General features: G+C 69.8%; 23 protein-coding genes and 2 pseudogenes. 18 read left to right on the plus strand and 7 right to left on the minus strand.

Annotation, left to right across the window (positions count from 1 at the left end; genetic code table 11):
* Positions 1-110: 110 nt before the first annotated feature.
* Complete coding sequence (locus Atro_RS10155) at positions 111-1184, plus strand: NAD(P)-dependent alcohol dehydrogenase (RefSeq protein ID WP_497927480.1); 1074 nt, start codon at positions 111-113, stop codon at positions 1182-1184.
* Between the two features lie 15 nt (positions 1185-1199).
* Here Atro_RS10155 and serB read toward each other — a convergent pair whose 3' ends face one another.
* Entirely contained in the window at positions 1200-2414 is a 1215-nt protein-coding gene (serB, locus tag Atro_RS10160) for a phosphoserine phosphatase SerB (protein WP_497927481.1), read from the minus strand.
* A gap of 196 nt (positions 2415-2610) precedes the next feature.
* Between serB and Atro_RS10165 the strand changes: the two genes are divergently transcribed.
* The 4 genes from Atro_RS10165 (at position 2611) to Atro_RS10180 (ending at position 5602) form a co-directional block, all read left to right on the plus strand.
* The gene (locus tag Atro_RS10165; RefSeq protein WP_497927482.1) at positions 2611-4260 is read left to right on the plus strand and encodes an AhpA/YtjB family protein; all 1650 of its coding nucleotides are present in this window, start codon (positions 2611-2613) and stop codon (positions 4258-4260) included.
* A 152-nt stretch (positions 4261-4412) separates the two neighbouring features.
* On the plus strand, positions 4413-4826 hold the full coding sequence (locus Atro_RS10170) for a DUF350 domain-containing protein (protein ID WP_497927483.1): 414 nt from the start codon (positions 4413-4415) through the stop codon (positions 4824-4826).
* Between the two features lie 193 nt (positions 4827-5019).
* On the plus strand, positions 5020-5172 hold the full coding sequence (locus Atro_RS10175) for a hypothetical protein (RefSeq protein WP_497927484.1): 153 nt from the start codon (positions 5020-5022) through the stop codon (positions 5170-5172).
* A gap of 259 nt (positions 5173-5431) precedes the next feature.
* Positions 5432-5602, plus strand: coding sequence for a con-10 family general stress protein (locus tag Atro_RS10180; RefSeq protein ID WP_039805990.1), 171 nt, complete (start codon positions 5432-5434; stop codon positions 5600-5602).
* Between the two features lie 33 nt (positions 5603-5635).
* On the opposite strand, the gene Atro_RS10185 is transcribed toward Atro_RS10180, so the two are convergent.
* On the minus strand, positions 5636-6823 hold the full coding sequence (locus Atro_RS10185; RefSeq protein ID WP_497927485.1) for an acetyl-CoA C-acyltransferase: 1188 nt from the start codon (positions 6821-6823) through the stop codon (positions 5636-5638).
* Between the two features lie 43 nt (positions 6824-6866).
* On the minus strand, positions 6867-7631 hold the full coding sequence (locus Atro_RS10190) for an SDR family NAD(P)-dependent oxidoreductase (RefSeq protein WP_497927486.1): 765 nt from the start codon (positions 7629-7631) through the stop codon (positions 6867-6869).
* 91 nt (positions 7632-7722) lie between these two features.
* Between Atro_RS10190 and msrP the strand changes: the two genes are divergently transcribed.
* From msrP to Atro_RS10245, 11 genes and pseudogenes are all read left to right on the plus strand, one after another.
* On the plus strand, positions 7723-8733 hold the full coding sequence (gene msrP / locus Atro_RS10195; RefSeq protein ID WP_497927487.1) for a protein-methionine-sulfoxide reductase catalytic subunit MsrP: 1011 nt from the start codon (positions 7723-7725) through the stop codon (positions 8731-8733).
* Positions 8733-9335, plus strand: coding sequence for a protein-methionine-sulfoxide reductase heme-binding subunit MsrQ (msrQ, locus tag Atro_RS10200; RefSeq protein WP_497927488.1), 603 nt, complete (start codon positions 8733-8735; stop codon positions 9333-9335). The genes msrP and msrQ overlap by 1 nt, the downstream gene beginning before the upstream one ends.
* Positions 9336-9566: 231 nt before the next feature.
* Positions 9567-10478 carry a glutamate/aspartate ABC transporter substrate-binding protein gene (locus Atro_RS10205; RefSeq protein WP_497927489.1) on the plus strand — a complete coding sequence of 304 codons (912 nt, stop codon included), beginning with the start codon at positions 9567-9569 and terminating at the stop codon, positions 10476-10478.
* Positions 10479-10541: 63 nt separating this feature from the next.
* Positions 10542-11284: pseudogene (locus tag Atro_RS10210) on the plus strand (amino acid ABC transporter permease).
* Entirely contained in the window at positions 11281-11949 is a 669-nt protein-coding gene (locus Atro_RS10215) for an amino acid ABC transporter permease (protein WP_497927490.1), read from the plus strand. The pseudogene Atro_RS10210 and the gene Atro_RS10215 overlap by 4 nt, the downstream one beginning before the upstream one ends.
* Entirely contained in the window at positions 11946-12680 is a 735-nt protein-coding gene (locus Atro_RS10220) for an amino acid ABC transporter ATP-binding protein (protein WP_497927491.1), read from the plus strand. The genes Atro_RS10215 and Atro_RS10220 overlap by 4 nt, the downstream gene beginning before the upstream one ends.
* An 11-nt stretch (positions 12681-12691) precedes the next feature.
* A pseudogene (locus Atro_RS10225) lies at positions 12692-13788 on the plus strand (type II asparaginase).
* Positions 13789-13868: 80 nt separating this feature from the next.
* Entirely contained in the window at positions 13869-14174 is a 306-nt protein-coding gene (locus tag Atro_RS10230; protein WP_497927492.1) for a MazG-like family protein, read from the plus strand.
* Positions 14171-14929 carry a methyltransferase domain-containing protein gene (locus tag Atro_RS10235; RefSeq protein ID WP_497927493.1) on the plus strand — a complete coding sequence of 253 codons (759 nt, stop codon included), beginning with the start codon at positions 14171-14173 and terminating at the stop codon, positions 14927-14929. The genes Atro_RS10230 and Atro_RS10235 overlap by 4 nt, the downstream gene beginning before the upstream one ends.
* Positions 14930-15011: 82 nt before the next feature.
* A complete protein-coding gene (locus Atro_RS10240) occupies positions 15012-15605 on the plus strand; it encodes a DUF4136 domain-containing protein (protein ID WP_497927494.1) in 594 nt (197 codons plus the stop codon).
* A 104-nt stretch (positions 15606-15709) separates the two neighbouring features.
* Positions 15710-16288, plus strand: coding sequence for a DUF4136 domain-containing protein (locus Atro_RS10245; protein ID WP_497927495.1), 579 nt, complete (start codon positions 15710-15712; stop codon positions 16286-16288).
* Between the two features lie 20 nt (positions 16289-16308).
* Here the strand turns inward: Atro_RS10245 and Atro_RS10250 are convergent, their stop codons facing one another.
* Entirely contained in the window at positions 16309-17352 is a 1044-nt protein-coding gene (locus Atro_RS10250; protein WP_497927496.1) for a patatin-like phospholipase family protein, read from the minus strand.
* 277 nt (positions 17353-17629) lie between these two features.
* Between Atro_RS10250 and Atro_RS10255 the strand changes: the two genes are divergently transcribed.
* Complete coding sequence (locus tag Atro_RS10255; protein WP_497927497.1) at positions 17630-18121, plus strand: SixA phosphatase family protein; 492 nt, start codon at positions 17630-17632, stop codon at positions 18119-18121.
* A gap of 148 nt (positions 18122-18269) precedes the next feature.
* Positions 18270-19031, plus strand: coding sequence for a CHAD domain-containing protein (locus Atro_RS10260; RefSeq protein WP_497927498.1), 762 nt, complete (start codon positions 18270-18272; stop codon positions 19029-19031).
* A 30-nt stretch (positions 19032-19061) separates the two neighbouring features.
* Here Atro_RS10260 and Atro_RS10265 read toward each other — a convergent pair whose 3' ends face one another.
* From Atro_RS10265 to Atro_RS10275, 3 genes are read right to left on the minus strand one after another with little or no spacing between them, the layout of a single operon-like run.
* Entirely contained in the window at positions 19062-20183 is a 1122-nt protein-coding gene (locus tag Atro_RS10265) for an eCIS core domain-containing protein (protein WP_497927499.1), read from the minus strand.
* 37 nt (positions 20184-20220) lie between these two features.
* Positions 20221-20586, minus strand: a complete 366-nt coding sequence (locus Atro_RS10270) for a YidH family protein (protein WP_497927500.1) — start codon at positions 20584-20586, stop codon at positions 20221-20223.
* A gap of 20 nt (positions 20587-20606) precedes the next feature.
* The gene (locus Atro_RS10275; RefSeq protein ID WP_497927501.1) at positions 20607-21386 is read right to left on the minus strand and encodes an arylamine N-acetyltransferase family protein; all 780 of its coding nucleotides are present in this window, start codon (positions 21384-21386) and stop codon (positions 20607-20609) included.
* Positions 21387-21396 lie beyond the last annotated feature (10 nt).

Consider the following 21396-nt stretch of genomic DNA (forward strand, 5'->3'; position numbering starts at 1 on the left):
CGGTGCCGCGCGGGCCGTGCCGCATCCTCGCGGTTGACCTGGATCCACGCGGCGAGCGTCAACGGACGTCTAGACTGCCGAATCCCCCTCATTCCGGAAAGGAGACCGCCATGCCCCTGATGAAAGCCGCCGTGTTCGTCGAACCCGGCCGAATCGAACTGCAGGACAAGCCCATCCCCGACGTCGGGCCGAACGACGCCCTGCTGCGTATCACCACCACCACCATCTGCGGCACCGACGTGCACATCCTCAAGGGCGAATACCCGGTGGCTCCCGGCCTGACCATCGGCCACGAACCGGTGGGCATCATCGAGAAGCTCGGCAGCAACGTGCAGGGCTATCGGGAAGGCCAGCGGGTCATCACCGGCGCGATCTGCCCGAGCTTCACCTCCTACGCCTGCCAGGACGGCTATCCGTCCCAGGATGGAGGCTGCGCCTGCCACGGCTACAAGCCGATGGGCGGCTGGCGCTTCGGCAACAGCATCGACGGCACCCAGGCCGAATACGTGCTGGTGCCCGACGCCCAGGCCAACCTGGCGCCGGTGCCGGACGGCCTGAGCGACGAGGAGGTGCTGATGTGCCCGGACATCATGTCCACCGGTTTCGCCGGCGCCGAGGCGGCGAACATTCGGATCGGCGACATCGTCGCGGTGTTCGCCCAGGGCCCCATCGGCCTGTGCGCCACCGCCGGGGCCAGGCTGCGCGGCGCCGGCACCATCATCGCCATCGACGGGGTCGGCGAGCGCCTGGAGATCGCCCGCCAACTGGGCGCCGACGTGACCCTCAACTTCCGCGAGGTGGACGTGGTCGACGAGATCCTCAAGCTGACCGGCGGGCGCGGGGTGGACGCCGCCATCGAGGCGCTGGGCACCCAGGCCACCTTCGAGAGCGCCCTGCGCGTGCTCAAGCCGGGCGGCACCCTGTCCAGCCTGGGCGTCTACTCCAGCGACCTGACCATCCCGTTGGGCGCCTTCCACGCCGGCCTCGGCGACAACCGCATCGTCACCTCGCTGTGCCCCGGCGGCAAGGAGCGCATGCGCCGCCTGCTCAACGTGGTCGCCGCGGGGCGCGTCGACCTCAAGCCGCTGGTCACCCACCACTACCGGCTGGACGACATCGAGGCCGCCTACGACCTGTTCGCCCACCAGCGCGACGGCGTGCTCAAGGTGGCGATCAAGCCGTAGGGGGCACGGCGAACCCTAGCGGATGCCGTCGCGGTCGCGGTAGCCGAGCAGGTAGAGGATGCCGTCCAGGCCGAGATTGGAAATCGCCTGCTTGGCCGACTGCCGAACCAGCGGCTTGGCACGGAAGGCCACACCGAGGCCGGCCAGGCCGAGCATCGGCAGGTCGTTGGCGCCGTCGCCGACGGCGATGGTCTGCTCCAGGGACAGGCCTTCCTGCTCGGCCAGTTGGCAGAGCAGATCGGCCTTGCGCTGGCCGTCGACGATCGGTTCGACGGCTACCCCGGTGACCTTGCCGTCGACGATTTCCAACTCGTTGGCGTACACGTAGTCGATGCCCAGCTTCTGCTGCACCTGGCGGGCGAAGTAGGAGAAGCCGCCGGAGAGGATCGCCGTCTTGTAGCCCAGACGCTTGAGCTCGGCGAACAGCACCTCGGCGCCCTCGGTCAGGCGCAGCGAGGCACCGATCTCCGCCAGCACGTCCTCCGGCAGGCCCTTGAGCAGCGCCAGGCGCTCCTTGAAGCTGGCGCGGAAGTCCAGCTCGCCGCGCATCGCCCGCTCGGTGATGGCCGCGACCTTGTCGCCGATGCCGGCGGCCTTGGCCAGCTCGTCGATCACCTCCGCCTCGATCAGCGTCGAGTCCATGTCGAATACCGCCAGGCGGCGGATACGGCGGAACACCGTGTCGAGCTGGAAGCCGATGTCGACGTTCAGCTCCTGGGCGGCGAGCAGGAACTCTGCGCGCAGCGCCGCCGGATCGGCCGGCTCGCCGCGCACCGAGAACTCGATGCAGCCCTTGCTGCGCTCTTCCGGCGTATCCAGCGCCAGACGCCCGGACAGGCGGTCGATCTGGTCGATCTCCAGCCCGTGGCGGGCGGTGATTGCGCTGACCCGCTCCAGCTGCGCGGCGGTCACCCGGCGCGTCATCAGGGTGACGATATAGCGCGGCTTGCCCTGTCCGGCGACCCAGGCCCGGTAGTCGGCCTCGGAAACCCTGGTGAAGCGCGCCTGCTGCTCGAGCCCGTGGGCGACGAACAGCACCTCCTTCTGCAAGGCCGCCAGCTCGCTCCCGGCCGGTATCTCGACCAGGATGCCGAACGACAGGATGTCGTGGACGACCGCCTGGCCGATGTCGAGGATGCCCACCCCGCAGCGGGCCAGCGCGCCGGTGATGGCCGCGGTCAGACCGGGTCGATCCGTTCCGGTGATGTTAATCAGGACAATTTCGCGCAAGGCGCCGTCTCCCATGGCAAAGAAGGCGGCATTCTAGCAGCCCCGTCGCCGCGGGCGCCTCCCGGCCGCCCGGTCCATCGGGCGGCACCCCGCCGGACGGAACCCCGCCGGGCAGTTTCCCCCCGTCAAGCCTTACGGCGCCCCCCCGGCATTCCGTATACTGCCCGCCCGACCCTCTCCTCACGAGCCGCGATCAGTGACCCGGCCAGCATCCGTCAAGCCCGACAACTTCTTCGTCCTGCTGTTTCGCGCCCTGTGCCAACGGCGCGTACCAGTCTCCCTGCGTATCGTCAGCCACAGCCTGGTGCTGGTGATCCTGGCGCTGGCCCTCTATTCCTGGCTGGTCGGCCTGCAGGTGCGACAGACCATGCACGAGCAGGCCCAGGCCCTCGGCCAGACGCTGATCACCCAGACGGCGGCCTCGGCCAGCCAGTTGCTGGTGGCCAACGACATCCTCAGCCTCAACGTACTGCTGAGCAACCTGACCAAGAACCCGCTGGTCGCCCACGCGGCCCTCTACAACGCCGACAACCACCTGCTCGCTGAAGCCGGCAGCCGCCCGCCGCGCATGCCGCCCGAGGGTGATCCGAGCCTCCACGCCCGGCCCATCACCTTCCAGGACAGCGTCACCGGGCACCTGCGCATCGTCCTGAGCATGCCGCAGTTCCGCGAGCCGTTCATCGCCGGCCTGCGCAACATGGGCTTGATCGGCCTGGGTTTGCTGTTTCTGACGCTGCTCCTCGGACTGCGCCTGGGCTATGGCATCTCCACGCCGCTGCTGCAGCTGCGCGTCTGGCTGCGCGACCCGGACGAGCATGCTCCGGGCGCCGAGCGCCAGGACGAGATCGGCGACCTGGCCCGCCAGCTGCAGACCCGCCTGGCACCGGAGCGGCCGGCTCGCCCCGCCCTCGACGAGCTGGACGACGACGAGCTGTCGCTCGACCTGTCCGACCTGCCCGCCCCGGCCCGAACCGCGCCGCCGCCGGCGGCTGCCGCAAAGCCGGCACCGCGCGCCACGGCCTACGAGGCTCCACAGCCGCCTGCCGCCAGGCCCGAGGCAGCCAGGCAGAGCGCAGCGGCGCCGGCCCGGCCGGCCGTCGCCCCAGCGCCATCCCCCCTGTCCGGGCTGCACGCCGACAGCCGGCTGGACGACGAGGACGAAAATCCGCCGCTGCGCCGGCTGGCCCCGGAGGTCGATGAGGAGCCCGACTTCATGGCGGCGCTGGACGAGGACTTCGCCCCGGCCGTTCCATCCGCCTCGCACCGGCAGTCCCGCGAAAGCACCGTGCTGGCCATCCAGCTCGGCCCTCTGGACCAGCTGCGCAGCCTGTCCCGCGGGCAGCTGGCGGAGCTGCGGCGGCGCTATCGCGGCAGCCTCGAGCAGGCCGCGGCCTTCTACGGCGGGGAACTGCACCCGCTCGACGAGGACGGCGGCCTGCTGCTGTTCCACCGCCGAGTGTGCGGCGACGACTACCTGGCCAACGCCATCTTCTGCGCCGAGCTCTTGCGCTCGCTGAAGAACGAGCTGGAGATCGAGGCCGCCGACGGCGCCAGCCTGCAGCTGCAGCTCGGTCTGGCGCGCGGCGAGAACCTCGCCGGTCTCGGCCAGGCGTCCCTGCTGCTCAGTCCGGGCGGACAGTCCGCGCTGACCCTGGCGCAGTACAGCCAGAACGTCCTGCTGCTGGAACCGCAGATCGGCGACGACCCCGAGGTCCGCCAGCGGGTACGCCTGCGCCCGCTCGCCACGCCGGAAGGCGCCGCCGCCATCGAGCGCCTGCTGGAGCCCTATCCCGCCGAGCTGGCCGGCCAGCTGGCGCGCCTGCGCGAAGAGCTGCAAAGTTACTGAGCCGTGTCCGCCGGTCCCGGAGCCCCATCCCGGCACCGGCGGAATTCGATGTCCGTCACATTTCCCACAAGCACCCGAACCGGCCGATTGTTCGCGTAGCGGCGGCTGGCTAGGGTGCCGACCTCCTGAAATCGCCTGCCGGGAGCGTTCCGATGCCCGATGCCATTGCCTTCTATCTCGCCGGGCTGCCGGCCTTCGTGCTCTATTTCGGCCTGGGCGCGATCCTGCTGGTCCTGTTCGGCCTGATCTACACCACCCTCACCCCGCACCGCGAATGGCGGCTGATCCGCGCCAACGTGCCGGCCGCCGCGCTGGGCTTCGGCGGCAGCCTGCTCGGCTTCGTCCTGCCGCTGGCCAGCGCCATGCGCGAATCGGTCAGCCTGCTCGACTTCCTGCTCTGGGCGCTGGTCGCGCTGTTCGTCCAGTTGCTCACCTTCTGCCTGCTGCGCCTGCTGATCCCCGATCTGGGCCGGCGCATCAGCGACAACGAGATGGCCAGCGCCATCCTGGTGGCCCTGGTATCCATCGCCGTCGGCGTGCTGAATGCCGCGGCCATGAAAGGCTGAACCGGCAGGAAACGCCGTAGCCTCAAGTGCCCGCTGCCGATCGGCAGGCGGGCAGGCGTGCGCGGCATGCTCCGGCCTCCGCCGGTCAGCGGTGTTTTGACAGCCGACGACCCGACAGCTAGACAGAAAACAAGAGTCGGCTAACAAACGCGTTCGCGCGTCGTCATTTACTGGGCAATTACAGGTGAACAACATGAAGAAGAACACCGCGCTCGACCCGAAGAAACACCTCGGACCCGGCCTGGAAATCCACAGCTGCGATGACCAGCTGGAGACTTCCCTGCCCCGCACCCAGGGGACTGGCGCCTGTCGCGCTCGGACCGCCCGCGCCGCACCTGGCGCCTGAGCAAATAATCCCCTCCCGCGTTCCCGTGCCCCGCACGGGAACGGCTTCCGCCTCGCGAATCGCCGTCTCGCCAGCGCCTGCCTCATCGATCACAACCTTCCGCCAACCACTCGTCACGCCAGCCGCTACCGTCCATCCGCTGCCCGCCCCTTCGCCGGAAAGACCGGAACTCTGCCGATAGGCTTCTCTCAGTAACAGGACAGCCAGACGCCAGTTCGGGCTGACTGTGTACCCCCACCAGCACGCGAGGAGAGAGGCCATGCCCAAACACGCCAACCCCGGAAACTTCGCCAACGATCCCGAACGGGCCGCCGCAGCCGGCCGTAAGGGCGGACACAACAGCGGCGGCAACTTCGCCAACGATCCGAAGAAGGCCTCCGAGGCCGGCCGCAAGGGGGGGCGCAACAGCCACGGCGGCGGCCGGCACTGAGCGCCCCGGGCGGGAGCACCAGGCTCCCGCCCGTCAGGCCATCTCCACGGCCAGCGCCGTCGCCTCGCCACCGCCGATGCACAGGCTGGCGATCCCGCGCCGCCCGCCGCTGCGCCGCAGGGCGCCCAGCAGACTGACCAGGATGCGTGCGCCGGAAGCACCGATCGGATGTCCCATGGCACAAGCGCCGCCATGCACATTGACCCGCTGCGGATCGAGCGCCAGGTCGCGGATCGCCGCCAGGGTCACCACCGCGAAGGCCTCGTTGATCTCCCAACAGTCGACCTCGCCGGCCGTCCAGCCGGCCCGCTCCAGCAGCCTGCGCATGGCGCCGACCGGCGCGGTCGGAAACAGCCGCGGCTCGTGGGCATGGCTGGCATGACCGACCACGCTCGCCAACGGCGCCAGGCCGAGCCGCGCGGCGGTGGAGCGGCGCATCAGCAGCAGCGCGGCGGCGCCGTCGGAAATCGAGCTGGAGTTGGCCGCCGTCACCGTGCCGCCTTCGCGAAACGCCGGCTTGAGCTCGGGAATCCGCTCCAGGCGGGCCTTCGGCGGCTGTTCGTCGTGCTCGAGGCGAATCCCGCCATGCCGTCCGGCCAGCTGCACCGGGGCGATCTCCCAGGCGAAGGCGCCGGATTCGATGGCCGCCCGGGCACGGCTCGTCGAGGCGACCGCCCAGGCGTCCTGCTCCTCGCGGCTGAAGCCATAGTCGGCCGCGCAATCCTCGGCGAAGGTGCCCATCAGCCGGCCGCGGTCGAAGTAGGCGTCCTCCAGACCGTCGAAGAACATGTGGTCGAGCGCCTGCCGATGGCCGAGCCGGTAACCGCCACGCGCACCGGGCAGCAGGTACGGCGCGTTGCTCATCGACTCCATGCCGCCGGCCAGCACGACCTCGGCGCTGCCGGCGAGCAGCAGGTCGTGGGCCAGCATGACGGCCTTCATGCCCGAGCCGCAGACCTTGTTGACCGTGGTGCAGCCCACCGACAGCGGCAGGCCGGCGGCGATCGCCGCCTGGCGGGCCGGCGCCTGGCCGAGGCCGGCGGGCAGCACGCAGCCGAGGAACAGCTCCTGCACCCGCTCGCCGGGAAGGCCGGCGCGCTCCAGCGCGGCACGCACGGCGACACCGCCCAGCTGCGGGGCGCTCAGGCTGGAGAGCTCGCCCTGGAAGGCGCCGAGCGGCGTACGGGCCGCGGAAACGATGACAACCGGATCTTCGGACATGGGAGTCCCTCGCGACTGATTGAGATTGAAGGGTGGAAAGGACTTACCGAGCAGCCATGCGGATCGCGCCGTCCAGGCGGATGACCTCGCCATTCAGGTACGGGTTGGCGAAGATGTGCTCCACCAGCGCGGCGAACTCCGCGGGCCGGCCCAGCCGTGGCGGGAAGGGCACCATCTGGCCCAGCGAGGCCTGCACCTCGGCCGGCATGCCCAGCAGCATCGGGGTTTCCATGATCCCGGGGGCGATGCACATGACCCGGATGCCGTGGCGGCACAGCTCCCGGGCCAGCGGCAGGGTCATCGCCACCACGCCCCCCTTGGAGGCGGCATAGGCGGCCTGGCCGATCTGCCCCTCGAAGGCCGCCACCGAGGCGGTGCTGACGATCACCCCGCGCTCGCCCTCGGCCTCCGGCTCGGCATCGCGCATGATCGCCGCGGCCAGGCGGATCATGTTGAAGCTGCCCAGCAGGTTGATCTGCAGGGTGCGCGCAAAGGTTTCCAGGGCATGCGGCCCCTCGCGCCCGACCAGCTTCTCCGCCGGGGCGATACCGGCGCAGTTCACCAGGCCGCGCAGCGTGCCCATGGCGACGGCGGCCTCAAAGCAGGCGCGGGCGCTGTCGGCCGAGGTCACGTCGGTTGCCACGAAGCGCGCTCGCTCGCCCAGCTCCGCGGCCAGCGCGGCGCTGGCCTCGCGGTTGACGTCCGCCAGCACCACCCGGCCGCCCCGCGCGACGATCAGCCGCGCCGTCGCCGCCCCCAGCCCGGAACCGCCGCCGGTCACCACGCACACGTTGTCCCTGATCCGCATGGGCTTTCCTCCCTGTCCTGCCGTAAAGTCTAGCCTTGCTCCAGCCCGGCGTACCGAGCCCCGCGCGCCGGCTCCGTCCGAGAGGTCGCTCATGCTGATCCAGATCCCGCCCCGTTCGCACTGCCCGCCTTCCGCGATCACCCCGGAATCCGTCTACCTGTCGCGCCGGCGCTTTCTCGGCGCCGGGGCCGTGGCGCTGAGCGCCGCCGCCCTGCCCGTCTGGGCCCGCGCCGAAACCCCGCGCTACGCCGGGGTCGAGCCGGGCCAGGCGCCGGCCTGGTTCGCGCAGAAGCTGGGGGAAACCCGCTGGCAGGCGGGCGAGGCACCGGGCGAGGCGATCACGCCGTTCCGCGACGCCAGCCACTACAACAACTTCTACGAGTTCGGCCCGGACAAGGGCGACCCGGCGGCGAACGCCGGCCAGCTGCCCACCGAGCCCTGGACGGTGCGCATTGACGGCGAGGTCGGCAAGCCGGGCCAGTACGGCCTGGAGGAGCTGCTCCGCCCGCACGCGCTGGAGGAACGCATCTACCGCCTGCGCTGCGTGGAAGCCTGGTCGATGGTGATCCCCTGGCTGGGCTTTCCCCTCGCCGCGCTGCTCCAACGCGCCGAGCCCACCGGCAACGCGAAATACGTGGCCTTCGAAACCCTGGTCGACCCCGCGCACATGCCGGGGCAGCGCTCGCGCTTCGCCCTGCTCGACTGGCCGTACCGGGAGGGGCTGCGGATCGACGAGGCGATGCACCCGCTGACCCTCCTCGCCGTGGGCATGTACGGCCGCGTGCTGCCCAACCAGAACGGCGCGCCGCTGCGGCTGGTGGTGCCCTGGAAGTACGGCTTCAAGAGCATCAAGTCGATCGTGCGCATCAGCCTGACCGAGCGCCAGCCCTTCACCAGCTGGCAGAACCGGGCGCCCGAGGAGTACGGTTTCTACGCCAACGTCAATCCCGCCGTGGATCACCCGCGCTGGAGCCAGAAGCGCGAGCGGCGCCTGCCGAACAGCCTGTTCAGCCCCAACCTGCGCGATACCCTGCCGTTCAACGGCTACGCCGAGGAAGTCGCCGGCCTCTATGCCGGCATGGACCTGAGCAAGGACTACTGATGAAGCATTCGCTCTGGCGCTGCGCCGTGTTCGTCGCGGCCCTGCTGCCGCCGCCCCTCTGGCTGTACCAGGCCTGGACCTTCGCCCTCGGCCCGGACCCCGGCAAGGTGCTGCTCGAGCGTCTCGGCCAGGGCGCCCTGCTCCTGCTGCTGCTGACCCTCTGCCTGACCCCGCTGCAGCGCGCGACGCACTGGAGCGGCTGGGCGCTGATACGCCGCCAGCTCGGCCTGTGGTGCTTCGCCTATGCCTGTCTGCACCTTCTCGCCTATCTGGTCTTCGTCCTCGGCCTGGACTTCGCCCAGCTCGGCGGCGAGCTGCGCGAGCGCCCCTACATCCTGGTCGGCGCGCTGGCCTGGTGCTGCCTGCTGCCGCTCGCCCTCACCTCGAACCGCTTTAGCATGCGCCGCCTGGGCCGGCGCTGGAAACAGCTGCACCGCCTGGCCTATGCGGCCCTCGGCCTGGCCCTGCTGCATTTGCTGTGGATCGTCCGCTCGGACATCGGCCAATGGCTGCTGTATTGCGCCTGGGCGCTGCTGCTCCTAGGCCTGCGCCTGCCCGGCGTGGGGCGCCGGCTCGGCCGGCGGGCCGGCAGCGCTCCGTAGGCTGGGTGCAACCCGCCGATTTCGCTGCAGGCCCTTGCCACGTCTGGCGGGTTTCACCCGCCTACCCCATCCGCGCAGGAAAAATCCTTTTTAAATCATTCAGATAAAATAAAATCCAGCACTCTGCCCGACTGGCACGCCTTCTGCCTTTAGACTTAAAGCCAAGCGGCAGAGCCTCCCCGAGGGATCGGGCTGCCGCTCTCAGCCAAACAACGAGTAGAGGAAACACTCATGCGCATTGCCTCCTGCCTGCTGGGTAGCGCCCTGGCCGTCGTCCTGTCGTCCGGCCCGGCCTTCGCTGCGGAAGAGCTCACCGGCACGCTGAAGAAGATCAAGGACACCGGCACCATCACCCTCGGCCACCGCGACGCCTCCATTCCCTTTTCCTACCTGGGCGGCACCTCGCGCCAGCCGATCGGCTACTCCCACGACCTGCAACTGAAGGTGGTCGAGGCGATCAAGCAGCAGCTCGGCGTGCCCGAACTCAAGGTGAACTACAACCTGGTCACCTCGCAGACACGCATTCCGCTGGTGCAGAACGGCACCGTCGACCTCGAATGCGGCTCCACCACCAACAACCCGGAACGCCAGCAGCAGGTCGCCTTCTCGGTGGGCATCTTCGAAGTCGGCACCCGCCTGCTGACCAAGAAGACCTCGGGCATCGCCGACTTCCCCGACCTCAAGGGCAAGAACGTGGTGACCACCGCCGGCACCACCTCCGAACGGCTGCTGCGCTCGATGAACGCCGAAAAGCAGCTGGGCATGAACATCATCGCCGCCAAGGACCACGGCGAAGCCTTCCTCATGCTCGAATCCGGCCGCGCGGTGGCCTTCATGATGGACGACGCCCTGCTCTACGGCGAAATGGCCAAGGCCAGGAAGCCCGACGACTGGGCGGTGGTCGGCACGCCGCAGTCCTACGAGATCTACGGCTGCATGCTGCGCAAGGGCGATCCGGCCTTCAAGAAGGCGGTCGACGACGCGCTCATCGCCACCTACCGCTCGGGCGAGATTTACACCCTCTACGACAAGTGGTTCCTCAAGCCGATTCCGCCCAAGGGGCTGAATCTCAACTTCCCGATGAGCAACGAGCTGAAGAGGCTGATCGAAGTCCCGACCGACAAGTCGGCCGAAGAGATGTAACCCGCGGCCTGCGCGGCAACGCGCCGCGCAGGTTCTCCCTCCGCTCGACAGAGAGAAAGCCTCATGGATTACAACTGGGACTGGGGCGTGTTCCTCAAATCCACCGGGATCGGCGACGAGATCTACCTCGACTGGTTCATCGCCGGCCTCGGCTGGACCCTCGCCGTCGCCCTGGTCGGCTGGATCGTCGCCCTGCTGCTGGGCTCGCTGCTCGGCGTGCTGCGCACCCTGCCGAACCGCTGGCTGTCCGGCCTGGCCACCGCCTACGTGGAACTCTTTCGCAACGTGCCGCTGCTGGTGCAGCTGTTCCTCTGGTACTTCCTGGTGCCGGACTTCCTGCCCGAGCCGCTGGAGCTGTGGTTCAAGCAGGACCTGAGCCCGGCCACCTCGGCCTACCTGAGCGTGGTGGTGTGCCTCGGCCTGTTCACCGCCGCGCGGGTCTGCGAGCAGGTACGCACCGGCATCCAGGCACTGCCCGTGGGCAGAGCGCCGCGGCCCTGGCGCTCGGCCTGCGGACCGGGCAGATCTACCGCCAGGTGCTGCTGCCGCAGGCCTTCCGGATCATCATCCCGCCGCTGACCTCGGAATTCCTCAACATCTTCAAGAACTCCTCGGTGGCGTCCTTGATCGGCCTGATGGAGCTGCTGGCGCAGACCCGGCAGACCGCGGAGTTCTCCGCCCACCTGTTCGAGGCCTTCACCCTGGCCACGCTGATCTACTTCACCCTGAACATGAGCCTGATGCTGCTCATGCGCCGGATCGAGAAGAAGGTCGCGGTGCCGGGCCTGATCGCGGGGGGCAAGTGATGGATTTCAGCGCGATTCCCGCTTCGCTCCCGGCGCTCTGGGAGGGCATGCAGACCACCCTGCTGCTGCTCGTCCTGGGCGTGCTCGGCGGCGTGCTGCTGGGCACCCTGCTGGCGATGCTGCGCCTTTCGCACAACCCGCTGCTGGCCGGCATCGCCGCCACCTACGTCAACTACTTCCGCTCCATCCCGCTGCTGCTGGTGATCATCTGGTTCTACTTCGCGGTGCCCTTCGTGCTGCGCGCGATCACCGGCGAGGACACCCCGGTGGGCGCCTTCGCCTCCTGTCTGGTGGCCTTCGTGATGTTCGAGGCGGCCTACTTCTGCGAGATCGTCCGCGCCGGCATCCAGTCCATCCCGCGCGGCCAGATGAGCGCCGCCCAGGCGCTGGGGATGACCTACGGGCAGAGCATGCGCCTGATCATCCTGCCGCAGGCCTTCCGCAAGATGACTCCGCTGCTGCTGCAGCAGAGCATCATCCTCTTCCAGGACACCTCGCTGGTCTACAGCGTCGGCCTGATGGACTTCCTCAACGCCGCCCGCTCGAACGGCGACATCATCGGCCAGCCCCACGAATTCCTGATCGTCGCCGGCCTGGTGTACTTCGTCGTCAGCTTCGCCGCCTCGCAACTGGTCAAGCGTCTGCAGAAAAGGTTAAGCCCATGATTTCGATCCGCAATGTCAGCAAGTGGTACGGAGACTTCCAGGTCCTGAGCAACTGCAGCACCGAGGTGCAGAAGGGCGAGGTGGTGGTGGTCTGCGGACCGTCCGGCTCCGGCAAGTCCACCCTGATCAAGTGCGTCAACGCCCTGGAGCCGTTCCAGCAGGGCGACATCCTGGTCGACGGCACCTCGCTGGCCGACCCGAAGACCGACCTGCCGAAGCTGCGCGCGCGGGTCGGCATGGTGTTCCAGCACTTCGAGCTGTTCCCCCACCTCACGGTCACCGAGAACCTGACCCTGGCGCAGATCAAGGTGCTCGGCCGCGGCAAGGCCGAGGCCACCGAGAAGGGTCTGGCGCTGCTCGAGCGGGTCGGCCTCAAGGCCCATGCCCACAAGCACCCCGGCCAGCTCTCCGGCGGCCAGCAGCAGCGCGTGGCGATCGCCCGCGCGCTGGCCATGGACCCGGTGGTGATGCTGTTCGACGAGCCGACCTCGGCGCTCGACCCGGAAATGGTCAACGAGGTGCTCGACGTGATGGTCCAGCTCGCCCAGGAAGGCATGACCATGATGTGCGTGACCCACGAGATGGGCTTCGCCCGCAAGGTCGCCAACCGGGTGATCTTCATGGACCGCGGTAGCATCGTCGAGGACTGCGCCACGGAAGCGTTCTTCGGCGACGTCTCGGCGCGCAGCGAGCGCGCCCGGCAGTTCCTCGCCAAGATCCTGCAGCATTGAGGAGCGCCGCCATGAAGGACTTCCTGAGCGCCCTCGGCCCGGCCGTACTGGCCCTGAGCCTGCTGCTCCCGTCCGGTCTGCGCGCCGAAACGCCCGCGCCGGACCAGGTGCCGCCAGCGCTGCCGCGGGTGGTGATCCTTGCCACCGGCGGCACCATCGCCGGGGCCGGCGCCGGCGCCGCCAACAGCGCCACCTACCAGGCGGCCAGGGTCCCGGTCGAACAATTGCTCGCCAGCGTGCCGCAACTGCCGTCGCTGGCCGAGGTGCGCGGCGAGCAGCTGTTCCAGATCGCCTCGGAAAGCTTCGCCAACGAGCAGCTGCTGGCGCTCGGCCGGCGCGTCGCCGAGCTGGCCGAGAGCCCCGAGGTCGACGGCATCGTCATCACCCACGGCACCGACACCCTGGAGGAGACCGCCTACTTCCTGAATCTGGTCGAGCGCACCGACAAGCCCATCGTGCTGGTCGGCTCCATGCGCCCGGGCACCGCGCTGTCCGCCGACGGCGCGCTCAACCTGTACAACGCCGTCGCCGTGGCCGGCGACCCGGCGTCGCGCGGCAATGGCGTGCTGGTGACCCTGAACGACGAGATCCACGCCGGGCGCGACGTCGCCAAGGCGCTGAACATCAAGACCGAGGCCTTCAAGAGTCCCTGGGGCCGCTGGGCATGGTGGTCGAAGGCAGGAGCTACTGGTTCCGCCTGCCGGCCAAGCGCCACACGCTGAACTCCGAGTTCGATATCCGCCAGATCGCCGCCCTGCCGCGGGTCGATATCGCCTACGCCTACGGCAACCTCGACGACACCGCCTACCGGGCCTTCGCCGCTGCCGGGGCCAGGGCGATCGTGCATGCCGGCACCGGCAACGGCTCGGTCGCCGCCCCCGTGGTGCCGGCCCTGCAGGCGCTGCGCCAGCAGGGCCTGCAGATCATCCGCTCCTCGCGCGTCGACCAGGGCGGCTTCGTCCTGCGCAACGCCGAGCAGCCGGACGACCGTTACGACTGGGTGGTCGCCCACGACCTCAACCCGCAGAAGGCGCGCATCCTCGCCATGGTCGCCTTGACCCGGACCCAGGACAGCCAGGAACTGCAGCGGATCTTCTGGGAATACTGACCGGCATGGTTCATGCCGGGCCGCACTTGCGGCCCGGCCGCCGACGGCCGAAGCTATCGGCCTTTCCGTCGGAGCCGCCCATGAACACCGCCGAACTCACCCGCCGCCTGCACGCCATCCGCGACGCCAACGACTGGCGGCGCTTCCACAGCCCGAAGAACCTGGCGATGGCCGCCAGCGTGGAAATGGCCGAGCTGCTGGAGATCCTCCAGTGGAAGACCGAGGACGAATCCCGCGTCCTGCCCGCCGACGAGCTGGCCCACGCCGGCCAGGAGATCGGCGACGTGGTTCTCTACCTCCTGCTGCTCTGCGCCGAACTCGGCCTGGACATGGACGAGGTGGTGCGCGCCAAGCTGGCCGACAGCGAACGGCGCTTCGCCCGATGAACGACCGCCACTTCGACGACCTGGCCCTGCGTTTCGCCGAGAAGATCTACGGCGGTGCCAAGGGCGCGATCCGCCTCGCCGTGCTCCAGGCCGATCTGGCCGAAGCCCTGCCCGAGCGCCCGCTGCGGGTCCTCGACGTCGGCGCCGGGCTCGGCCACATGGCGCTCTGGCTGGCCGAGCGCGGCCACCTCGTGACCCTCGCCGAGCCGGCCGCGCCGATGCTCGATGCCGCCCGCGAACGCTTCGCCGCCGCCGGCCGGCCCGCCACCTTCCTCCAGGCGCCCTGGCAGGAACTGCTCGGCCAACTCGATGCGCCCTTCGATCTGGTGCTCTGCCACGCCGTGCTGGAATGGCTGGCCGAGCCGCAGCACATCCTCCCGGTGCTGCACCAGCTCGTCGCGCCCGGCGGCTGGCTGTCGCTGGCCTTCTACAACAAGGACGCGCTGATCTACCGCAACCTGCTCAAGGGCCACTTCCGCAAGCTGCGCAAGGAACAGTTCGCCGGCGAAGGCCGCAGCCTGACCCCGCAGCGCCCGCTCGACCCGCGCGAACTGAAGGCCGCGATGGAGAGCGCCTGGCGGATCGACGTCGAAAGCGGCGTGCGGGTGTTCCACGACTACATGCCGGCGGAATTCCAGGCCAAGGCGGAGCTGCTCGACCTCCTGGAAATGGAGCTGGCCTACCGCCACCACCCGGCCTTCGCCGGCCTCGGCCGCTACCTGCACTGGCTCTGCCGGCCGCGTCCGGCTTGCTAAGCTGAAGGAAGAACGGCCGCCGCGCCGCCGACGCCCCCGCCCGTGCGGGAGCGCCCCGGCTGCGCGGCGAAAGGAAGTCCCCATGCACCGCCTGGCCGCACTGACGCTCTGCCTCGCGCTCGGCGCCTGCCAGAGCCCCAACCCCTACCGCGCCGAGTCCGCCCCGCTGCCGCCGGCGCCCGCGGCTGCCGAAGCCGCCGATCCCGACGTCTACCCGGCCACCCCTCGGGACTACGCCGGCTACCGCGACTGGGCCTGGCAGGACGACCGCCCGCCGGGCGGCGGCGCCGACCTGGAACCCGGCCAGGTGCAGGAAGCGCTGTCCGCCGAGCTGGACCGCCGCGGCCTGCGTCCGGTCCGCCCGGGCGCCGCGGCGGACCTGCGGGTCGCCGCGGCGCTGGCGCTGGAGCGGCGCCTGCGCAGCTACGAGGACTACGGCGGGATCGGCGGCTACTACGGCCATCACTGGAACCACTACGGCGCCTGGGGCGGCGTGCCCATCGTCCGCTCCTACGAGGAACAGGTGCTGGTGCTGCGCATCGAACTGCTCGACGGCGCCGACGGCCAGCCGGTATGGAGCGGCACCGGCGAGGCGCCGGCCGACGACGACCGCGGCGGACGCGCCAAGGCCCTGCGCCAGGCGGTTCGCCGCGCCCTGGAAGGCTTTCCGCCGTAGACTGGACGACAGCCTTTCCCTCGCCCCCGGGGAAGGCGCCGGAATGAGAGGGGGAAAGCCGCGGCGCCCGATCCGCCGGGCGCATCGCTACCGGAGAAACCACCATGCGAACCCGTTTGCTGCTGCTCCTTCTGCCGCTGCTCGCCGCCTGCCAGAGCGTGCAGCTCGAGCGCGACTTCGATCCCAACCGCGACTTCGGCGCCTACCGCAGCTGGAACTGGCAGGAGCCGGCGCTGCAGTACCGGCCCGCCGACCCGCGCCTGAAGAGCGACCTGACCGAGCAGCGCATGCGTGCCGCGGTGGCCGACCAGCTCGACCAGCGCGGCCTGCGCCAGGCCCCGCCCGGCCAGCCCGGCGACCTCAAGGTGCAGGTCTGGCTGATCGTCGACCAGCGCCAGAACCAGGTCACCACCTACTCCGGCGGTCCCTGGGGCGGCTACGCGAGCAACCCCTGGTACGGCTACTGGGGCGGCCCCGGCTACGCCGAGACCCGCACCTACGATTACCGGGTCGGCACCCTGCAGATCGACTTCTTCGACGGCCGCGACGGCAAGCTGGTCTGGCGCGGCAGCGCTGAGCAGACCCTGCGCAGCGGCCCCTACGATCCGTCCGAACGCGCCCAGGCGATCCGCGAGACCGTGGCCAAGGTGCTCTCTCAGTACCCGCCGCATTCGCGTTATTGAGGCCGGCCGGCGCCCGGCCTTCACACCCCTTCCAGCAAGGCGTCCAGATCCAGGGTCGAACGCCGCCCCAGGTCCTTGCGATGGGTTTCGAGGAAGCCTTCGGCCGCGTGCCGGCCCTGGTCGCGCAGCATGGTCAGGAACGCCCATTCGCCGTTCAGCTTCGAGGAATAGCCGAGTTCCAGCAGCACGTCGCTGGAAATCCGGTGAATCCGCATCGACGCCCAGCGCGCGCTTTCGTCGTCGCCGAGGCAGACCATCTGCCGCAGCAGCGCGATCATCTTCAGCTCCTTCAGCAGCACCGAGTTGAAGGACACCTCGTTGAGGCGGCTGAGGATGTTGCGCGCCGTGCGCGGCGTGCCGGGCCGTTCGATGGGATTGATCTGCACCAGGATGGTGTCGCTGGAGGCGCACTCGCGGACCAGCGGCGTGATCGTCGGATTGCCGGCGTAGCCGCCGTCCCAGTAGGCGTCGCCGTCGATCTCGATGGAGCGGAACAGGCCCGGCAGGCAGGCCGAGGCGAGCAGCGCGTCGAGGGTCAGATCGCCGTTGCGGAACACCCGGCCGCGGCCGGTGCGCACGTTGGTCGCGGTCACGAACAGCTTGATCGGCCCGTCGGCCAGGTGGGCGAAGTCGATGGACTCCTCGAGAATGCGGCGCAGCGGATTGGTGCCGGCCGGGTTCAGGTCATAGGGCGAGAACACCCGCGCGATCATGTCCATCGCCACGAACAGCGGCGAATAGTCCAGCGTCCAGCGGCCCAGCAGCACATCCAGCGGACCGCGCCGGAACGGGCTGAACTGCGCGGCCCGCGAGACCTTGCGCCAGAACGCGTCCAGCGCCTTGCGGGCGCCCTCCGCCCCGCCCCTGGCATAGCCGTCGACCAGCACGGCCGCGTTCATGGCCCCGGCCGACGTCCCGGAAATCCCATCCAGTTGAAGATCCGGCTCCTCGAGCAGCCGGTCCAGCACGCCCCACGTGAATGCTCCGTGGGCACCGCCTCCTTGCAGCGCGAGGTCCACCCGCAGGGGACCCCGTGATGTCCTGTCCGCTCCTGGCGAAGGCATGGCTTCCCCCAAACGACGACGACAAAAGGAAGGGGGCCGGACAACGCTGCGCCCCGGCAGCCCGACCCGTTGTATTGGCGATAAGCAACTCGAATTTACATCGAAAAGTTATGAGCATATGCCCGACTCCCGGAAAGGCCGACAGACGGCAATGCGAAACACGGCGGCTCCGTATCCGCCCGACCGCCGACCGGAAGGCCGGACTTGCAAGCGGGCGGCGCTGATCTACGTTGATCGGAGCCTGCGTGGAAGCGGCCTACCCAGAAGGAGGAGAGCAATGAAAACGCTATTTCTGGTTCGTCACGCCAAGGCGAGCAAGAAGGGCGACCCGGGCTTGCCCGACCGCGACCGGCCCCTGACCGAGAAGGGCCGCAACGACGTCCCGAAGATGGGCAGACGCCTGGCCAAGCACGGGGTGAGGCCCGATCTCATCCTGTCGAGCCCGGCGGAACGCGCCCGCGCGACGGCGGAAATGCTCGCCCGGAGCGTCGCCTACCAGAGCGAGGACATCGCCATGGACGACGCACTCTACGCCTCCGCGGCGGATGGCCTGCTGGAGATCCTCCAAGGGCTCGACGACAAGCTGGAGGACGTGATGCTGGTCGGCCACAACCCCGCCCTGGACGAGCTCGCCCATCGCCTCTCGCCGAAGATCGACCACATGCCGACATGCGCCGTCGCCACCTTCGATTTCGATACCCGCTCCTGGTCCGCCATCGGCAAGACCAAGCCGGCGAAAGTGGCGCTCGACTATCCGAAGAAAGCCTGAGACCGGCCCGGCCGGACCGGCTTCCCTCCCGCAGGCCGGCGACCCCGGCGGCCAGGATGGCTTATAGTCCTAGCGCCGCCGCGCCTCTGGCGCACGCCGGCATGCCTCAACAACAGGCCATGGCGCCTGCATTTCGGGAGAGACAGGGATGATGGTCGACCAGTTGGTCAAGCATGTGCTGCAACGGGATGTCGCGCTGATGGCCTGCAGCGCCAGGCTGCGCGCCCGCAGCGACGGCGAGGCCCTGCACGACCTGCGCGTCGCCGTGCGCCAGTTGCGCAGCATATTGCGCCCCCTGCGCGGCCTGGCCGATATCGATACGCTGGAGGTCGTCGCCGCGGCGGTAGGCCATGCGAGCACGCCCCTGCGCGACACCGAGGTCCTCCTGCAGGAACTGGAAACCCTCGGCCGCCCCGAGCTGATCGCTCCCCGCCGGCGCGCGCTGGAGGCGGGATACGATGCCCTGCTGGCCAGCGCCGAGTGGCTGCTGCTGGGCAATACCCTGGCGGCCTGGCCGGCCGTCTGCCGCCAGGCCGAGCGGGCCGGGGAACTCCAGGGGCTGCGCAAGCTCATCGGCAAGCGCCTGGCGAAGCAGCAGCGCAAGCTGGCCGAGGCGCTGCGCGATCCGGCCCACGACCGCCACCGGCTGCGCGTCCTGATCAAGCGCGTGCGCTATGCCGACGAGGCCTACCCCGAACTGTCCGCCCTGCCGGAGGGGGCGGGCAAGCGCCTGAAGGCAGCGCAAGCGGCGCTCGGCGACTGGCACGACCGCCTGCAATGGCTGCACCGGGCCGAGCGGGAGAGCGATCTCCAGCCGCTCGCCGAGCCGTGGCGCCAGGCCCTGGCCGACGCCGAGCAGCGTGCGGACCAGGCGCTGCTGCCGCTGGGCAAGGACTTTCCCGCGCCCTGACCGGCCGCGACACGCGGCGGCCCTCCTCACTCAGGGCACCCGCCCCTCCACCTCGCCGGCCGGCCCCGGGCAGTAACAGGGCTCCCCGGACAGCAGGGGCGCGGCCAGCGGACAGCTGCCGACGGAGGTGACGCACCGGTCGTTCAGGCTCCTCTGCTGGGCGGTGCCGGGGAAGCGCCCCTGCGCCGTGACGCAGCTACAAGCGGCACCGACGCCGATCTCGCCGTCCAGCGGGCAGGTGCCGTGCGCGCTGCTGCAGGCGTTGGCCGGCGGTGCGGCGGCGTCGCCCGCCGGCTCGGCGACCAGCGTACCGGCGACCGCGCCGGTCGGCAGGTTGCACCGGCAGGGCGTGCCGACGGGGCCGGAACCCGTGACCCGGCAGGTGGCGACGGCCGTGCCGCAGGTGCTCGAAGTCTCGACCGCGGCAGGGGGCGGAGGCGCGGGCTGGACCGGACGGCTCGCCGCGCCGGCAGCGGCGGGCTGGCCGGCGTCGGCCGGTCTCTCCCGGCCGTGCTGCCGTCGCCAGGCCGCATAGCGCGTCTCGGCCGCGTAGGCCTCGCGCTCCACGACCTCGTAGTTCCGCAGGTAGCGGACGGAAAATTCCTGGACGCCCCAGCGCTGGTACTGGTCGACGTGGGTCAGCTCGTGCGCCCAGAGGCTCGGGTTGTGGAGCGCGTCGCTGGCTTCCTTGAAGATCACCACGTAATCGAGGGCGATGGCCTCGGCCTCGCCGTAGCGGATCAGGTTCCACTGCAGGGTGAAGTCGTCGCCGCCCTGCACCCGGTAGCGCGCCGCCTCCAGCACCCGCTCCGGCAGGAAGCCGGTGAGCTGGCGGCGGATCTCCGCCGGCATGGGCTGCACGCCATTGCGCAGCGCCTCGTCGCGGGAATGCACGATCAGTTCCTGGAGCATCGGCGCCCCGGTCTGCGCCATGGTCTCGTTGATCTCGGAAACACCTCCGAAGCCCTGCGCGGACGGAATCAGCGACTCGATCTGGCGGTTCAGTTCGTCCAGGTCGATCTCTTCCGCCACGCCGGTTTCGTCGAGGAAGGCGTCACCTTCCTCGGCGGCGCCGGCGACGGCCCCGATGCCGAGCGCCAGCGCCAGACCGGCCAGACGCAGCCAGCGGGCGAATCCGGAACCTCGGCCCATGCCCTGCTCCCGCGCCGCCGCTGCGCCACGCCCGGGCTCAGCGCGCATACAGGACCAGCGCCAGGCCGCCGCCGAGCAGCGCGACGATCAGGTTCACGGCGATCCCCCAGCGGGCGCCGTAACCCGGCGGAAATTCCGCCGGCGTCAGGGTTCTCAGCACCACCAAGTATTCCCGGCACGAGTAGAGCGCGGTGAAGGCGCCGAGTACGATGAACGCCAGGCCCAGCCAGAAGCTGGCGCCGGCATCCCTGGCCGCCTGGCTGTCGGGCGCGAGCGCCCGCACCAGCAGTCCGGAGCGCTCGACCACGAAGCCGAAGGCGATCAGCGCCAGGCTGGTCCGGTTCCAGGCCAGCAGGGTCCGCTCGGCGGCGAACAGCACCCGGGGATCTTGCAGGTTGGACATGGTCTCTCCTCGCCGGCCGTTCAGAGCACACCGCCCCGTCCGGGCAGTCCGAAGGTATCGGCCAGCAGCGCGTCGAGGTCTTCCGCCGCCACGCTCTCCACCCGGACCTCGCCCTGCTTCACCGTCTTCAGGGTATCGCCGAGGAGGATCGCCCGGCCGTCCGGCGCATGGCGCACGACGAGCAGCTTCTGCACGAAGATCGCCTCGGGGTGCGTGGAGTTCAGGTAGTTGGCCGGCATGAAGTCGATCCACTCCTGGGGCGACAGGTCGAAGGCGAACTGCTTGAGCCATTCGCCGTTCACCCGCGCCTGCAGCAGGTACTCCCGCCCGTCCGGGCGGCTCAGCATGAACGCATCGTCGTCCTGGCGGACCTCGACGTCGAGCCGGTCGAGGCGCATGGGCGCGCGGATGCCGTAGCTGCCGAAGCCCAGGTCGCACAGCCACTGCGTGCCCGCCAGCGTCACCACCACCGCCATGTGGGTCTTCGGCCGTCTGACCGGGTAGAACATGGGCCGCGCCGCCACGAACCGGTAGGGAATCCCCAGCGCTTCGAGCGCCATGCAGAAGAGTCCGTTGACCTCGTAGCAATAGCCGCCGCGCCGGCGCCCGACGATCTTCTCGACGATCTCCTCCGGCACCAGCGACACGATCTTGCCCGCCTGCACGTCGAGGTTCTCGAAGGGCACCGCGAACAGCTGGCAGCGCATCAGCGCGCTGAGCGTGGCGATGTCCGCCCGCGCCGTACCGCGGTATCCGATGCGCTCGAAGTAGTCTTCCAGCGCGAAGTTTTCAGCTTTCATGCATGTGTCC

It is taken from the genome of Azotobacter tropicalis, from assembly GCF_059739045.1.

Excerpts from the sequence above, each read along its gene's own strand:
- Atro_RS10155 (WP_497927480.1), top strand. The coding sequence starts at position 111 with ATGCCCCTGATGAAAGCCGCCGTGTTCGTCGAACCCGGCCGAATCGAA.
- Atro_RS10170 (WP_497927483.1), top strand. The coding sequence starts at position 4,413 with ATGCCCGATGCCATTGCCTTCTATCTCGCCGGGCTGCCGGCCTTCGTG.
- Atro_RS10175 (WP_497927484.1), top strand. The coding sequence starts at position 5,020 with ATGAAGAAGAACACCGCGCTCGACCCGAAGAAACACCTCGGACCCGGC.
- Atro_RS10180 (WP_039805990.1), top strand. The coding sequence starts at position 5,432 with ATGCCCAAACACGCCAACCCCGGAAACTTCGCCAACGATCCCGAACGG.
- Atro_RS10185 (WP_497927485.1), bottom strand. The coding sequence starts at position 6,823 with ATGTCCGAAGATCCGGTTGTCATCGTTTCCGCGGCCCGTACGCCGCTC.
- Atro_RS10190 (WP_497927486.1), bottom strand. The coding sequence starts at position 7,631 with ATGCGGATCAGGGACAACGTGTGCGTGGTGACCGGCGGCGGTTCCGGG.
- msrP (WP_497927487.1), top strand. The coding sequence starts at position 7,723 with ATGCTGATCCAGATCCCGCCCCGTTCGCACTGCCCGCCTTCCGCGATC.
- msrQ (WP_497927488.1), top strand. The coding sequence starts at position 8,733 with ATGAAGCATTCGCTCTGGCGCTGCGCCGTGTTCGTCGCGGCCCTGCTG.
- Atro_RS10205 (WP_497927489.1), top strand. The coding sequence starts at position 9,567 with ATGCGCATTGCCTCCTGCCTGCTGGGTAGCGCCCTGGCCGTCGTCCTG.
- Atro_RS10220 (WP_497927491.1), top strand. The coding sequence starts at position 11,946 with ATGATTTCGATCCGCAATGTCAGCAAGTGGTACGGAGACTTCCAGGTC.
- Atro_RS10230 (WP_497927492.1), top strand. The coding sequence starts at position 13,869 with ATGAACACCGCCGAACTCACCCGCCGCCTGCACGCCATCCGCGACGCC.
- Atro_RS10235 (WP_497927493.1), top strand. The coding sequence starts at position 14,171 with ATGAACGACCGCCACTTCGACGACCTGGCCCTGCGTTTCGCCGAGAAG.
- Atro_RS10240 (WP_497927494.1), top strand. The coding sequence starts at position 15,012 with ATGCACCGCCTGGCCGCACTGACGCTCTGCCTCGCGCTCGGCGCCTGC.
- Atro_RS10245 (WP_497927495.1), top strand. The coding sequence starts at position 15,710 with ATGCGAACCCGTTTGCTGCTGCTCCTTCTGCCGCTGCTCGCCGCCTGC.
- Atro_RS10250 (WP_497927496.1), bottom strand. The coding sequence starts at position 17,352 with ATGCCTTCGCCAGGAGCGGACAGGACATCACGGGGTCCCCTGCGGGTG.
- Atro_RS10255 (WP_497927497.1), top strand. The coding sequence starts at position 17,630 with ATGAAAACGCTATTTCTGGTTCGTCACGCCAAGGCGAGCAAGAAGGGC.
- Atro_RS10260 (WP_497927498.1), top strand. The coding sequence starts at position 18,270 with ATGATGGTCGACCAGTTGGTCAAGCATGTGCTGCAACGGGATGTCGCG.
- Atro_RS10265 (WP_497927499.1), bottom strand. The coding sequence starts at position 20,183 with ATGGGCCGAGGTTCCGGATTCGCCCGCTGGCTGCGTCTGGCCGGTCTG.
- Atro_RS10270 (WP_497927500.1), bottom strand. The coding sequence starts at position 20,586 with ATGTCCAACCTGCAAGATCCCCGGGTGCTGTTCGCCGCCGAGCGGACC.
- Atro_RS10275 (WP_497927501.1), bottom strand. The coding sequence starts at position 21,386 with ATGAAAGCTGAAAACTTCGCGCTGGAAGACTACTTCGAGCGCATCGGA.